Source organism: Bartonella sp. M0192 (genome assembly GCF_016102305.1).
Classification (GTDB): domain Bacteria; phylum Pseudomonadota; class Alphaproteobacteria; order Rhizobiales; family Rhizobiaceae; genus Bartonella; species Bartonella apihabitans.
This window is the reverse complement of record NZ_JACFOU010000001.1, coordinates 2,402,938-2,417,879: the sequence shown is the minus strand read 5'-3', so window position 1 is coordinate 2,417,879 and position 14,942 is coordinate 2,402,938. Positions and strand designations below refer to the sequence as shown.

Below are 14,942 nucleotides of genomic sequence, written 5' to 3'. Positions count from 1 at the left end.
TTTGGAAGAAACAAGCACACAGGCTTGATTTGAGAAAATTATAAATTCGGAGTGATGGGGACGTTCATGAAAAAAATACTGATTGCCAATCGCGGAGAAATAGCATTGCGCATTATTCGTGCAGCCCGCGATTATGGTGTTTCTTCGGTGGCGATTTATGCCGATATTGATAGTTCGGCGCTTTTTGTCAAAGAAGCCGACGAAGCTTATAGCCTCAACGGTAATCGGCCGGAAGAAACCTATCTTGATGGTACGAAGATTATTGAAATTGCCAAACGTTCGGGGGCTGATGCCATTCATCCGGGCTATGGCTTTTTGTCGGAAAGTGCCGAATTTGCCAAAGCAGTGATTGATGCAGGTCTTATCTGGATCGGGCCGGATCCGGACGTGATCGATCTTTTGGGCGACAAGCTCAAAGCCCGTGCAGTTGCAAAAAAGGTGGGAGCGCCGCTTGTTGCCGGTAGCAACGGTATGATTACAAGCGGCAAGGATGTTATCGCTTTTGCCGAAAAATATGGCTTTCCCGTTGCAATCAAGGCAGCGCATGGCGGCGGCGGGCGCGGCATGAAAGTTGTATGGAAACGGGAAGAGGCAGAAGAGCTTTTTCAATCGGCTGTCCGTGAAGCGGTTCAGGCTTTTGGCCGTGGCGAATGTTATGTCGAACAATTTCTTGATCGCCCCCGCCATGTCGAAGCGCAGGTGATTGCCGACAAACTGGGGCATGTCGTGGTGCTTGGCACCCGCGATTGTTCATTACAAAGGCGCAACCAGAAACTTGTCGAGGAAGCACCGGCACCTTTTATTTCCGATGCAGTTGAAAAACGTTTGAAGGAAGCGGCTACAAATATTTGTCGCCATGTCAATTATAGCGGCGTCGGGACTGTCGAATTCCTGTTGGGGCGCAATGACGTTGTTTCGTTTCTCGAAGTCAATACGCGGTTGCAGGTCGAGCATCCCGTCACAGAAGAAACAAGCGGGATTGATGTCGTTGTTGAACAATTCCGTATTGCCGAAGGTTTACCCTTGACAATTGATAAAACGCCTTCACCCATTGGCCACGCCATTGAATTTCGTATCAATGCCGAGGATGTCGGACGCGGGTTTTTGCCGTGTCCTGGAAAAATTACAAAGTTTACGCCGCCGTCTGGCCCCGGGGTGCGGCTTGATAGCGGTGTTCGTGAAGGCGGCATTGTTGCCCCGCAATTTGACTCGATGATCGCGAAACTCGTTATTACCGGAAGAACACGCGAAGAAGCGTTAAAACGTGCTGCACGGGCTTTGAGCGAATTTGAAATCGAAGGGGTTGCAACCGTCTTGCCGTTTGACCGGCTTGTTATTCAACATCCGGATTTTATTGGAGAAAACGGCTTTAAAGTTTATACACGCTGGATCGAGACCGATTTTGCCGAAAAACTGGCTATGGAAACCAAAGGCGATAAAATTGATCCGCAGATCGAGCGTTTTGATGTCGAAATTGACGGAAAACGTGTCGAACTCGGTTTGCCTTTAAGCCTTTTGAAACTCATGAATAGCGCGGGGGGTACACTCAATGGAGCACAAAATCCGCGTTCCGAAGGTGGGAAACAAGTAAAGGCTGATAAGGGCGCTGGTGATATTGCTGCACCCATTCCCGGAACGATCAAAGCCTGGCTCGTCGAGGACGGGGAAAAAGTCGAAGAAGGTTCGACTTTAGCCGTTATGGAAGCCATGAAGATGGAAACCAATATTGTTGCAGAAACAAGCGGCAAATTGGAAATTGTAAAACCGGCTGGCAGTATCGCCAATGTCGGGGAAGTGATTGCCCGTATCCGCTAGAAATCGGACGCTTTAAAAAATCGCCATCGGGAATTTAAAACCGTTTTTAAACCGGAGAAGCCAAGAACAGAAAACCTGCCGGTTTGGCACGTGAAACAAACGTGCTGAAAGAGGCCGGTTTTCTTCAAGAATGTTGATTGGTTAAAATTCAAGCAATGTTGCCGATATTTTTATCGGGCAATGATTAAATCCGCGCGCTATGATTGCAAACTCGAGAAAAGCTAATCGTTCTTGCCGATTATTCAAAATTCGAAAAACAGGGTACATTCGCCGTTGCACCCGTGGAAGATATTGATTATCTCGTGACTGCGAGAAAGCCGGACGCGACGCGGGATAATGTTTACGCTCACTCGTCATTGAAATTGTTATATAATTCGTAAATCCTTCGGGCTCGCATGCTTGAGGAAAAAAATGAAAGGGTTAGCATTGTCGTTCCAAAATGATTGTTCGAAACCTTTGCCGGAACATTATGTGACCCGTCATTATAAAAGTGGTCCGCTCAATGCATTGACAGATGTTGCCGGTGTCAAAGTAGGCCATGTCACGATTAAGGAAGGGGACACAACCCGCACCGGTGTCACAGCAATTGTGCCGCATTCCGACAATATTTTTCAAAACAAAATACCGGCCGGTTTCAGTGCATTTAACGGTTATGGAAAATTTGCGGGCTCCGTTCAGGTGGAAGAACTTGGCGAGCTTGAAACACCGATATTGCTCACCAATACGCTTGCAACTGGCCGCGCGATTGAAGCACTGATTTATTATACTTTGCACGAAAAGGGCAATGAAAAAGCAACCTCCATCAATGCTGTTGTTGGCGAAACCAATGATTCACGGCTGAATAATATACGGGCTTTGCGCCCGAGCTTTGATGAAATGCTCGAAGCTTTGAAAATTGCCCAAACCGGCCGTTTTGACGAAGGGGCAGTAGGGGCAGGTACCGGCACAGTGGCCTTCGGTCTTAAAGGCGGTATCGGCACGGCCTCGCGGCTTATCGAAATGGGTGACAAAACCTATACAATCGGCATTCTTGTGCAGTCGAATTTTGGCGGGCATCTTGGAATTCTCGAAAAGAGCGACATAAATTATCCCGTACCGAGTGCCGATAAAGACGGGTCGATTATTATGATTGTTGCAACCGATGCACCGCTTGATTCAAGACAATTGAAGCGGTTGGCCAACCGGACATTCGGGGGGCTCTCCAAAAGTGGAGCAGCTTTGAGTAATGGCTCGGGCGATTTTGCCCTTGCTTTTTCTACAGCAAAAGAACTTCGCCATAGGGAAGCAGAATCGCACATGGCTAATGTTCCCTATGTCGACGATCGCGCCCTCTCGCCCATGTTCGAGGCGGTCATAGAAGCAACCGAAGAAAGCATTTTACGGTCTTTATGGATGGCTGATGATATGTCGGGCGTTAATGCCGCAACCATGAAACCTTCGCATTTTACCTCTCTTGCCACACTTATCAACAATGCCCCAACAGACTGATTTTTAAGGGAAAATAACGGGCACTAAAGCAATTTATATGCCAGTTTTAAAAGTTTTTGAAAAAAACACTTGAACGACAAGCACGATTTAGTGAATAAAACCGGCTTTGACGGTTTTAAAAAAAGGTAAAGCAGGAATGCGCCCGCAAAAGATATATTCGGCGGCATTTTTAATTGTGAGCAATCTTTTCTTGTGTCCGAAGGGTCAAGACAACAAGAGTCTGATGATTGTTTCATAGCAAGACAGTTTAAAGGCGTTGTCCGTGACAATGGGTCGCTCTGTCCTTGGTTTTGCCTAAAACAACCATAGTGGGTAGAAAGAATTTGAGAAAAAACCTTTCGTTGAATTTTGAGTACGTTAAAAAAGCGGGTGGAGTTAGCTTTTTCAAACGCGTTCCGGAAAGCGGTTGAAATGTCGGAAGAAAAGAGGTTGGTCAATTTGGATGCACCGCTATTAAACGTAAAAGGCCTTGATGTCGATTTCAAAACCGAAGACGGCAATTTCCGTGCGGTGAAGTCGCTTGATTTTTCGGTCAATGCTGGCGAAACATTGGCGATCGTTGGCGAAAGCGGCTCCGGAAAATCGGTGACGTCGCTTTCCATTATGCGTCTTATCGAATTCGGTGGTGGCAAGATTTCTTCCGGCGAGGTGCTCTTTAACGACAAGAGTGCTGTGCGCGATCTTACAAAGCTCACCCAATCGCAAATGAATAGCGTTCGCGGCAAAAATATTGCGATGATTTTTCAGGAACCGATGACATCGCTCAATCCCGTTTTCACCATAGGTGACCAGATTGGCGAGGCAATCCGCCTTCATCAGGGAGGTACGCACAAGGAAGTGCGTCAGGAAGCGCTTGCCATGCTTGAAAAGGTGCGTATTCCCGACGCCAAAGGGCTCCTTGATCGCCACCCGCACCAGCTCTCCGGTGGTATGCGTCAAAGGGTGATGATTGCGATGGCGCTTGCCTGTCGCCCGCAACTTCTTATTGCCGACGAACCGACAACTGCCCTTGATGTAACAATTCAGGCGCAGATTTTGCGCCTTATCCGCATGTTGCAAGACGAGCTTGGCATGGGCGTAGTCTTTATCACCCATGATATGGGGGTGGTTGCCGAGGTTGCCGACCGCGTGCTTGTGATGTGCCGTGGCGACAAGATCGAAGAAGGCACATCGAACGAAATTTTCAAGCACCCGCAAGCACCTTATACGCAAGCTTTGCTTGCGGCAGTTCCGCAACTCGGTGCACTTGCCAATGAAAAATTGCCCCGTCCTTTCGATATACGCTCACCCGGTAAAGATAAGGTCGAAGCACTGCCGCAGGATACAGTGAAGCTTGATGACGTTGTGCTTGATGTCAAGAAACTTGTAACCCGTTACGATGTCAAAAAGAACTTTTTCGGTAAAGTAACAGGGCGGGTGCATGCTGCCGAGCAGGTGAGCTTTTCCATTAAAGCCGGTGAAACGCTGGCACTTGTCGGTGAAAGCGGTTGCGGCAAATCCACTGTCGGGCGCACGATCATGCAATTGACCGAACCGAGGAGCGGCGAAATTCTGCTTCACGGGCGCGACATATTAAAAATGGATAATGCCGAGCGCCACAAGATACGCCAGAACATCCAATATGTGTTTCAGGATCCGTTTGCCTCGCTTGATCCACGACTGACTGTCGGCTTTTCCATTGCCGAACCTTTATTGACGCATAAACTCGTTCCCTCAAACAAGGTTGACGAGCGCGTGCAGGAATTGTTGCAGGCGGTCGGCCTTCCGCCACATGTGGCACGCCGTTACCCGCATGAATTTTCCGGTGGCCAGCGTCAACGCCTGTGTATTGCCCGCGCATTGGCCTGCGGGCCGGAACTCCTCATTGCCGACGAGGCAGTGGCAGCCCTTGATGTTTCCATTCAGGCGCAAATCGTCAATCTATTGATGGACTTGCAAAGAAAATTGGGTCTATCCTATCTTTTCATCAGCCATGATATGGCTGTGGTGGAGCGCATTAGTCACCGTGTGGCGGTGATGTATCTTGGCCAGATTGTCGAAATCGGTCCAAGGCAGGCAGTGTTCAATCATCCGCTTCACCCTTATACGCAGCGTTTGCTTGCCGCCGTACCGATAGCCGATCCGGCGCGCCGTTTTATCGAGCGGCCGCTCATTGAAGGGGAAGTTCCAAGCCCTGTAAGGGAACCGGGTAATGAACCTTTGGTCGAGCCGCTCATTGAAGTAGAGCCGGAACATTTTGTTGCCTGTCATCCGGTGGGCATTTTTGAACGCGTTGAACAATCGGGTCTATTGTTTGAAGGAGAGGGAAAATGAAGCTTGTTAAACGATATTTTGCAGCAGGACTGGTTTCGGTATTGGCAGCAATGCCGATTTGGGCAGAAGCCAAACCGTTGGCTGTCGGTGTCGAATTCAACCTCACCAAACTTGACCCCACCAATATCAATGACACATTGACAATGACATCGCTGCGCACAGTCTATCAGGGGCTGTTGGGTTTCGATAAGGATTACAAGATTATTCCGCTTCTGGCCGAACGTTATGAAGCCTCGAGCGACGCCAAGGAATTTACCTTTTATTTGCGTAAAGGCGTCAAATTCCATGATGGCACGGATTTTAACGCCGAAGCAGTGAAATTCAATCTTGACCGTTTGGCCAATCCGGAAAACAAATTGTCGCGGCGTGTGTTGATCTCGATGCTCGACCATGTCGACATTGTCGATGATTATACAATCAAAATTTATCTCAAAGAGCCTTATGGTGCGCTGCCTTCCTCGCTTGCCCACCCCGGCACAATGATGATTTCTCCGGCAGCAATCAAGAAATATGGCAAGGATATTGATCGTCATCCTGTCGGAACCGGACCGTTCAAATTCAAAAGCTGGAGCGGTGATATTTTCGAGGTAACAAAGAACGAAAATTATTGGGGTAAAGTTGCCGATGTCGATGGCGTTGTCATCCGCTCGGTTCCCGAAAGTGGCGCCCGTTTTGCCATGTTGCAGGCAGGCGAATTGCAATTTGTTCCCGATTTTCCTTCCGAACTTGTCGAAGTTGCCAAAAAAATACCGACGCTTGACGTAACAACAGCCCCGTCGATTTATGAATTCTATACGTCGATGAATGTCATGAAAAAACCTTTTGACGACATCAGGGTTCGCAAAGCCCTGAACTATGCCGTCAACAAGGAAGCTTTCTGCAAGGTTGTCCTGAACGGCTATTGTGAACCGGCAACATCGTCGATTCCGCCGCTATTGCGCTTTTATACCAATGTCGGGCAATATGAATATAACCCTGAAAAAGCCAAACAATTGCTGACCGAGGCAGGCTATGCAAACGGTTTTGAAACAGAGGTTTTTTCAAGAAACAGCACGGCCGTTATTCGTGCCATGCAGTTTTTGCAACAGGAACTTGCCAAGGTCAATGTCAAGGTTACGGTAACGCCGCTTGAAGCCGGTGTGGAGGCTGACCGCGTCTGGGGTGCCGAGACACCTGAAAAATCCGATGTGCAATTGCTTTATAGCGGCTGGTCGGCTTCAACGGGTGACGCCGATTATGGTCTTCGTCCGCTTTTTGCCAGCGAAAGCTTTCCGCCCAATCTCTATAACACCTCCTATTACAAAAATGAAAAGGTCGATCAGGCTCTCGCCGAAGGGGTAAAGACGGCCGATGATACAAAACGTGCGGAAGCTTATAAAATTGTCCAGCAAACGGTGTTTGAAGATGCTCCGTGGATTTTCCTCGGTGAAAAGCAGAATATTTATGTAAAAACCAAGAAATTGACAGGCGTTTACATGTTGCCGGATGGCGGTTTCTCGGTTGATGGCGCCAAATTTACCGGTGAATGACAATAAGGGTGGCAGCCTTGCTGCCACTTTTTGAAAACTTTTATCAACAAACCGATAAATCTCGACAAACCAACGAAATGGATGATTGATGTTGAATTTGAAACGATTGCTTGCTGCGGGGCTCGTCTGTACCACCATGTTGATGCCGGCTCTGTCAGAAGCCAAAACGTTGACGGTTGCCGTTCCTGTCAATCTGACAAAGCTCGACCCGACCAATATCAATGATACATTGACCATGACTTCGCTCCGGACAATTTATGAAGGCTTGTTGGGGTTCGACAAGGATTTGAAAATTATACCGCTTCTTGCGGAACGTTATGAAGCTTCAAGCGACGCCAAAGAATTTACCTTTTATTTGCGCAAAGGCGTGAAGTTCCATGACGGGGCAGACTTTAATGCACAAGCAGTCAAAATCAATCTTGAACGGCTCGCAAATCCCGACAACAAATTGTCGCGTCGCGTTCTTGTCTCCATGCTCGACCATGTCGAAGTTGTGGATGATTATACGGTCAAGGTTATCCTCAAAGAACCCTATGGGGCTTTTCCATCTTCCATGGCGCATACCGGCACCATGATGATTTCTCCGGCGGCTCTTGAAAAATATGGTCGCGATATTGACCGCCACCCCGTTGGCACCGGCCCGTTTATTTTCAAAAACCGTTCAAGCGACACGCTTGAAGTCATAAAAAACGACCATTACTGGAATGGCACTGTCGGCGTAGATGGTGTCACCATCCGTTCGGTACCGGAAAATGGTGCACGTTTTGCCATGTTGCAGGCGCAAGAAGTGCAATTTGTTCCCGATTTTCCGCCGGAACTTTTTGCCGTTGCGCAGAAGATGCCCAATCTGGTTGTGACGAAAGAACCGTCGATTTCGGAATATTATGTGGCAATCAACACAATGAAAAAGCCGTTTGACGATGTGCGTGTACGTCAGGCTATGAATTATGCAGTTGATAAAAATGCCTTCTGCAAAGTGGTGATGAACGGTTTTTGTGAACCGGCCACATCACCTATTCCGCCACTTCTGAAATATTACACCAATGTCGGAGAGTATGAATATAATATCGAAAAAGCCAAACAGCTTTTGACAGACGCCGGTTATCCGAATGGTTTCAACACCGAAATTTTTGGCAAAAACAGCACTATGGTCATTCGTGGTTTGCAGTTTTTGCAACAACAATTGGCGGCGGTAAATATCAAAGTGAATGTTACACCACTTGAAGCCGGTGTCGAGGCTGACCGCGTCTGGGGGGCAAGAACACCCGAAGAATCGACAGTGCAAATGCAGTTTGGCGGCTGGTCGGCATCAACTGCCGATGCCGATTATGGAATGCGCCCGCTTTTTTCCAGCGAAAGCTTCCCGCCCAATCTCTTCAACGTTGCCTATTATAAAAATGCCGAAGTCGACAAGGATCTTTCAGATGCCGTTAAAACGGCAGATGACACGAAACGCGCCGAGCTTTACGGCAAAGCGCAAAAGATCATCTTTCAGGATGCACCGTGGATATTCCTTGGCCAGAAAGATGTGCTTTCCGGCAAAACAAAGAACCTTGAAGGTGTTTATGCATTGCCGGATGGCGGTTTTCTTTTGAAAGATGCAAAGTTTACCGATTGAAACGGAGTTTTTTGAATTGAACCTGTGGTTAGCAATTGGAACACGGGTTTTTAAACTGGATAATAACGGAGAATAGGCGCGTGTTCGCGCCGTTCACTCTAAAGTTCGGGATTTTCGATGTTTGCTTTTATTATCAAACGCCTGCTTTCCATCATACCGGTGATATTTGTTATATCACTCATCGTATTCGGTTTTGTCCGGCTTTTGCCGGGCGATCCTGCCCGCCTTGCGGCCGGTGTTGATGCCGATGCGGAAACAGTGGAAGCCATGCGCTCGCAACTTGGTCTTGATCGGCCGGTATGGGCGCAATATGTGACCTTTGTGGAAAACGCTGTTCATGGTGATTTTGGCGAATCCTTGAAAACCCGCAAACCCGTTTCAACAGAAATCGGCGAACGTTTTATGCCAACTGTCTGGCTCACCGTCTTTTCGATGATCTGGTCAACCATATTGGGGCTACTCATCGGTGTTTTTTCGGCGGTCAAAAGAGGGCGTTGGCAGGATTATACCGGTATGGTTGTGGCCGTTTCAGGTATTTCCTTTCCGGTGTTCTGGCTTGGTCTTCTCTTGATCAATCTCTTTTCTGTGCGCCTTGGCCTTCTTCCAACCGGCGGTTATGGAACGGCACTTCATTTTATCATGCCATCGTTTACACTCGGCGTCGGGGTTGCCGCCGTGATGGCGCGCTTTTCACGTTCGGCCTTTATCGAAATATCGCGTGAGGATTATATCCGCACAGCGCGCGCCAAGGGGGTTCCCGAACGTCTGGTGACATGGAAACACACATTGCGCAATGCGCTTATTCCGGTCATCACCATGGTGGGTCTGCAATTCGGCTTTTTGCTTGGTGGTTCGATTGTTGTCGAAACAGTGTTTTCATGGCCGGGGCTTGGAAGACTGTTGATCGATTCAGTCTCCTATCGCGACTATCCGGTTCTTCAAGCGCTGATATTGCTCTTTTCACTAGAGTTCATCCTCATCAATCTTCTGGTTGATGTTCTCTATGCTTTTGTTAATCCGGAGATCCGTTACTCATGAGTGCGAACACTTCATCCGATACACTTGTTGCCGAGGCAACGCGCAAGCCCTTCGGCGAATTTTTGCGTCGTTTCGCGCGCCAGAAAGCGGCAATTGTGGCGCTTGTTTTTCTGCTTTTGTTGATCGGCTCGGCTATTTTCGCTCCCTTATTCATGACGCTTGATCCCAATAGTGCCGATTATAATGCCATTTTGCAGGGGTCATCTGCCGCCCACTGGGCAGGAACCGATGAATATGGCCGCGATATATTTACCCGCATCATTTATGGTGGGCGTATTTCTCTGGCTGTCGGTTTTCTGTCGGTTACGCTTGGCGGTCTTATCGGGGTGTTTCTGGGAATTCTTGCAGGCTTTTATGGCGGCTTTCTTGACTCGCTTATTATGCGCATTTCCGATGTGCTGTTTGCCTTCCCCGGCATTTTGCTTGCCATTGCCGTCATTGCCATTCTGGGGCCGGGAATTGATAATGTGATTTATGCGGTTGCCGTGTTTTCTGTACCGGTTTTTGCCCGCCTTTCGCGCGGTACAACGCTTTCGATGAAAAAGGCTGTCTATATTGACGCGGCGCGTGCCATCGGTGTTTCCGATCATATGATTGTCTTGCGCCATTTGCTGCCCGGAACCTTGCCTAATGTGATTGTCTATTTTTCCATGCGTATCGGCACGTCAATTTTAACCGCTGCAAGCCTTTCCTTTATCGGCCTTGGGGCACAACCACCAAGCTCCGAATGGGGCGCAATGCTTGCCGCAGGGCGCAGCTATATGGGCGTTGCCGACCACCTCACCCTTTATCCGGGTATTGCAATTTTCGTTACGGTTTTGGCCTTCAATGTTTTCGGCGATGGCTTGCGTGACGCGCTAGATCCCAAAATCGACGTCAATTGACCGGCGTCGAAATGCTATTTTTTTAAAATAGCCTGAAATGGTTTTTTGAAAGGACTTTGAAATGTCGTCTCCTGTAAAACCGGTTATCGCCATTCATGGTGGCGCCGGCACAATGCGCTCGAAAGATATGACGGAAGAAAAGGAAAAAGCCTATCGTCATGGATTGACATTGGCACTCGAGGCAGGGCGCGCTGTACTGAAGGCGAATGGCTCGGCCATTGACGCGGTCACCGCTTCCGTTATGGCACTGGAAGACGATCCGCTTTTCAATGCCGGTCGTGGTGCCGTTTATACCACCAAACGCACGCAGGAAATGGATGCGGCCATTATGGATGGCCGCGACAGGAATGCCGGAGCCGTTGCCGGAATTTTCGGGCCGCGTCATCCGGTTCTTGCAGCCCGCGCTGTTATGGAAAAAACCGAACATGTTTTTCTTGCCGGTGAAGGTGCAAATGAATTTTGCCGCGAGATCGGGCTCGAGATCAAGCCGGCCGAATGGTTTTACACCGAACGGCGCATGAAAGCGCTTGAGCAGGAAATGGAACGGCGCCGCAATGGTGGGGAAGAAAATGACCCGTCACGGCGCCACGGCACAGTCGGCGCGGTTGCCTGCGACGTTTTCGGCCATGTGGCGTCGGCAACATCCACTGGCGGAATGACTGCCAAGTTCCCCGGTCGTGTCGGCGATAGTCCGGTTATCGGTGCCGGTACATGGGCAGATGACAAAACCTGTGCAGTTTCGGCAACCGGACATGGCGAATATTTTATCCGCTATGCCGCTGCGCACGAAATCGACGCCCGTATCCGCTGGGGAAAAGAAACACTTGAAGAAGCCGCGCAATCGGTTGTCAAAGATCTCGCAAAAATCGGCGGCGAGGGCGGGCTTATTGCCGTCAATGCCAAGGGCGAAGTGTGTCTGCCTTTCAATAGCGAGGGAATGTATCGCGCATGGATGGGGCAGGATGGTGAAATCCATACCGGCATTTATTGATTTTCCGGCAATTGGTGATTGTTCGTTAAGTTTGTCAAGCGAAGGGGAAACTGTTTCCCTTTGCTTGGCATCTCTGCTTTGAAGTCGGTTTCAGAATTTTATTTCCATACCGGTTTGTAAGCTTTCTTTTCGGGAACATTTTTAAGCCGGAAAAATCATAAGCCCGCTTTTGTAAAATGTTCCAAGATCAGCGCGGAAATTTGAAGCGTCACAATCGAAAAGCCGGTCATATTCTACCATTGAAAGCGGGTCATATCCCATATTGTTTGAATGGGAAACCGGTCGCCTCAAAAAGAAGAAAAAGCGGGCTTTCGCCCGCTTTCATGGTTCAAGCAAAGTTCAAGCTTTCTCTCACATGACCGAAGCGGCAAGTGCAGAAACAGCGCTCATCCAGCCGATTGCATCACGAACCGAATTGCAGTCAAAGCCGATTGTTACCGCATCAATACGCTTGGCAGGAGGTAGATGTGCGGCCTGATCGGCAAGGGCCGGTAAAAGAACCTCGAATTTCACCATAAAAGGAGGGCGTATAATAAAGGGCTTCATTTCATGCCGGTTCTTGACGGCTTCAAAGGCGGCTGTTTTTATTTTTTCGCAAGATTTTGTGGGCGAAAGAGAACGCGCGGCACGATTGGCATAAGCGTGTTTGACTGTTGCAAATCTCGCTTTGGGGAAGAATTCCCTGTTTTGTTCTTCAAGGCAATTGTCGCCGGTTAAAAGCCCGACAGGAATACCGAGTTCGCCCGCATAAGCGCCATAAATGCCGGGTTCACCCAATCGTTTGTCGCCAAGATAGACAGCACGGAAAGCGCGACTGTTGGTGGTGTGGGCAAGCACACCTTCAAGGCTTGCTCCGGCATGGTGGCCAACAAGAAAAACCATATCGAAATCGCCATCGGCAAGCCCGCAAGCCATATTTTGCGGTTTCGGTTTTCCCTGAATAAGTTCGGCATCGGGATGAAGGAGTTCGGGAACGAGATTGACCATTGCACCATGGGAATCGTTCACAACAACTTCTTTCGCACCGGCTTCAAATGCGCCGGTAACTGCAGCATTGACTTCATTGGTCATCAGGCGGCGCGCCCGTTCATATTCGGCATTGCCGGATGAACATTGCTGAGGGATAACCACACCGGCCACCCCCTCTATATCGGCTGAAATGTAAATTTTCATAAAATTCTCGTTGTCCTGTTTTTTAAAAATCCGCGACCGGTCGAAAGCCGCGCCAAAACAAACAAAAGGCTAAACCCTTCTGTTATGAAGACAAAGAGTATGACAGAAAGTGAATTGGTGATGCAAGGAATAGAAGCGGAAAGTTGCACAAATTCCCCGTCGAAGACAGAAGCTAACTTGTCGAAGACAAAAAGTTTTTCGTGAAATTTCCGCTTTAACTATTCCTTGCGATCCCCCGCTAAAGTTTTTTCATATGTCTTTCGGCAAGATAACCGAAACCGACACCGAGTATCAGCCACAATATGGCCTGAATACCGAAAGTCGCCATGCGGAAATGCCACAAGACATCAGCCGAAAAGTCGGCCGGAACTTCGTTGACAACCGGCATAATGAAATAGACGATACCCATGAATACGGCATAGCCGATCATGGCAATAATCGCCGCATTAAGCCCGCCGAATTTGGCTTTAAGCCGGTTTGCCACAACATAAACCAGAACCATGGCAAGGAGTGACACCAGAATAAGGGCGAAATAGTCTTCGGTACGCGAAACAATGGTTTCAGGTTGCCCGACCGCTGGCGGGTTGGATGGATATTTCAACTGCGGCACCAGTACCACTGAAATAAAGGCAGAAGCCGAAATCAGTAGACTTGTGGCCATGATGTTCAATTTTCCCAAACGGCCAAAGGCATAGCTGCAAAAACAGGAAAAAAGCCCGCCTGCACCGGCACCAAAAACCACAAGTGCAGTCAAAAGGCCAAAACCGGCCTGTGTTTTTCGGCTGACAACTTCTTCTTCAGCTTCATGGGAATGGTCGCTTTGTGCTTCCTCTGCCGCTTCATGGGATTCTTCAAAAGCAATGGCACGATCAACATAAGGCTCGCCGTAAAGGCGGGCAAATCCGAACGCAATAAGACCGGCAACGAGGCCGACAAGCATGCCCCGATAAAGGAGTGAACCCATTATTCTATCTCCTCAGTGACATGGAAAGCCGAGAAGATGGCGTCCATCATGAACGAATTCATGAATGGTGGTGCCGCTGAAAAGCGACAATGCACCTTGCTCTGTAGTGATGAAATAAAGTGCGATGAGGCAAATAAGACCGCCAAATATAGCCCATGGCAAAATGGCTTTGACCGGAATGGTTTTGGTCGGAACAAATATGGTTTGCGGCGCATGCGCCGTTTTAATAGACATGAAACCTCCTTCAGGATAACGCGTCCTTGAGTTTAAGGAAAATGCAATCAAATCGAAGTTCTGGCTTCTGTCCCATGATTGGTAGACAGTCACAGTGGCGCGACCGCCCCGGATTGGCACCGGGTTCCACGAAATTGAATGTGAGGCTCACCATAGTCTCAAGCAAAATCCCTGTCAAATTCTGTTTGAAACTACTAGATTACTGTCTGTGACAATTTAGAAATTGATCGTGTTTGGAAAAAACAAAAAAGATCGGGAAGCAAATGGCGGAAATTATTATTATGACTCATGGCATGACACGCGCCGAACAGCGTGGCATTTTTCCCGGTAATGAAAGTCTTGATAGCGATGTTCTTTTGCCCGAAAAATTTTCGGTTCAAAAGGGCATGAATATTGTTTGCGCCAATCTTACCTCATCTATCCGCACGGTCGAATTATTGGGGCTGGAATTCAAAATAGATTTCTTAATTCCTGTTATCGATTACGGGCATTGGCACGCGAAAGCCTTGAAAGAACTCGCAAATGAAGAGGAAGACGAACTTGAACAATGGTTGAGTGACCCTTATTCAGCCCCGCATGGGGGAACCTCTTTCAAAACCCTTTATGACAAGACCGCAGAATGGCTTGAACAAGTCAATTATGCCGAACCGACATTAATTGTCGCCGACGCCAATTTTTTGCGAATGGTTATGATTGATGTGTTGAAAGCGCCACTTTCATCTTTGTTTAAAATTGATATTGCTCCACTCACATCTATAAAATTTGTGAAACGTCACGATCATTCAAAAATTTCATTGTTCCCCTCGAATATGAAATGACTGACAGATCAATAAAGCCGTCGCTTTAACCAGAAACACGAGTTTCAACACGCTTTTTTCACGACCGAACGGGCGAG

At 48.4% G+C, this 14,942-nt stretch carries 12 protein-coding genes and 1 riboswitch; of the genes, 9 read left to right on the top strand and 3 right to left on the bottom strand.

Annotated elements, in window-relative coordinates; translation table 11 throughout:
- Positions 1 to 66 precede the first annotated feature (66 nt).
- The 8 genes from H3S82_RS10345 (at position 67) to H3S82_RS10310 (ending at position 11,676) form a co-directional block, all read left to right on the top strand.
- Complete coding sequence (locus H3S82_RS10345; protein WP_198232399.1) at positions 67 to 1,815, top strand: biotin carboxylase N-terminal domain-containing protein; 1,749 nt, start codon at positions 67 to 69, stop codon at positions 1,813 to 1,815.
- A 411-nt stretch (positions 1,816 to 2,226) separates the two neighbouring features.
- A complete protein-coding gene (locus tag H3S82_RS10340; protein WP_198232398.1) occupies positions 2,227 to 3,303 on the top strand; it encodes a P1 family peptidase in 1,077 nt (358 codons plus the stop codon).
- Positions 3,304 to 3,714: 411 nt separating this feature from the next.
- Positions 3,715 to 5,616 carry a dipeptide ABC transporter ATP-binding protein gene (locus H3S82_RS10335; RefSeq protein WP_198232397.1) on the top strand — a complete coding sequence of 634 codons (1,902 nt, stop codon included), beginning with the start codon at positions 3,715 to 3,717 and terminating at the stop codon, positions 5,614 to 5,616.
- Complete coding sequence (locus tag H3S82_RS10330) at positions 5,613 to 7,145, top strand: glutathione ABC transporter substrate-binding protein (protein WP_198232396.1); 1,533 nt, start codon at positions 5,613 to 5,615, stop codon at positions 7,143 to 7,145. Before H3S82_RS10335 ends, H3S82_RS10330 begins: the two co-directional genes overlap by 4 nt.
- Positions 7,146 to 7,233: 88 nt before the next feature.
- The gene (locus H3S82_RS10325) at positions 7,234 to 8,763 is read left to right on the top strand and encodes a glutathione ABC transporter substrate-binding protein (protein WP_198232395.1); all 1,530 of its coding nucleotides are present in this window, start codon (positions 7,234 to 7,236) and stop codon (positions 8,761 to 8,763) included.
- 117 nt (positions 8,764 to 8,880) lie between these two features.
- Entirely contained in the window at positions 8,881 to 9,801 is a 921-nt protein-coding gene (gene gsiC / locus H3S82_RS10320; protein WP_075869116.1) for a glutathione ABC transporter permease GsiC, read from the top strand.
- Complete coding sequence (locus H3S82_RS10315; protein ID WP_075869114.1) at positions 9,798 to 10,685, top strand: ABC transporter permease subunit; 888 nt, start codon at positions 9,798 to 9,800, stop codon at positions 10,683 to 10,685. Before gsiC ends, H3S82_RS10315 begins: the two co-directional genes overlap by 4 nt.
- A 61-nt stretch (positions 10,686 to 10,746) precedes the next feature.
- Positions 10,747 to 11,676, top strand: coding sequence for an isoaspartyl peptidase/L-asparaginase family protein (locus H3S82_RS10310; protein ID WP_198232394.1), 930 nt, complete (start codon positions 10,747 to 10,749; stop codon positions 11,674 to 11,676).
- 351 nt (positions 11,677 to 12,027) lie between these two features.
- On the opposite strand, the gene H3S82_RS10305 is transcribed toward H3S82_RS10310, so the two are convergent.
- From H3S82_RS10305 to H3S82_RS10295, 3 genes are all read right to left on the bottom strand, one after another.
- On the bottom strand, positions 12,028 to 12,849 hold the full coding sequence (locus H3S82_RS10305) for a M55 family metallopeptidase (protein WP_198232393.1): 822 nt from the start codon (positions 12,847 to 12,849) through the stop codon (positions 12,028 to 12,030).
- 238 nt (positions 12,850 to 13,087) lie between these two features.
- Positions 13,088 to 13,816, bottom strand: a complete 729-nt coding sequence (locus tag H3S82_RS10300; protein ID WP_198232428.1) for a CbtA family protein — start codon at positions 13,814 to 13,816, stop codon at positions 13,088 to 13,090.
- 9 nt (positions 13,817 to 13,825) lie between these two features.
- A complete protein-coding gene (locus tag H3S82_RS10295; protein WP_075869109.1) occupies positions 13,826 to 14,047 on the bottom strand; it encodes a CbtB-domain containing protein in 222 nt (73 codons plus the stop codon).
- A 57-nt stretch (positions 14,048 to 14,104) separates the two neighbouring features.
- Positions 14,105 to 14,175, bottom strand: a riboswitch (cobalamin riboswitch).
- Between the two features lie 135 nt (positions 14,176 to 14,310).
- Between H3S82_RS10295 and H3S82_RS10290 the strand changes: the two genes are divergently transcribed.
- Positions 14,311 to 14,865 (top strand): histidine phosphatase family protein, encoded by a 555-nt coding sequence (locus tag H3S82_RS10290; protein WP_198232392.1) that lies wholly within the window; start codon positions 14,311 to 14,313, stop codon positions 14,863 to 14,865.
- Positions 14,866 to 14,942: the final 77 nt, after the last annotated feature.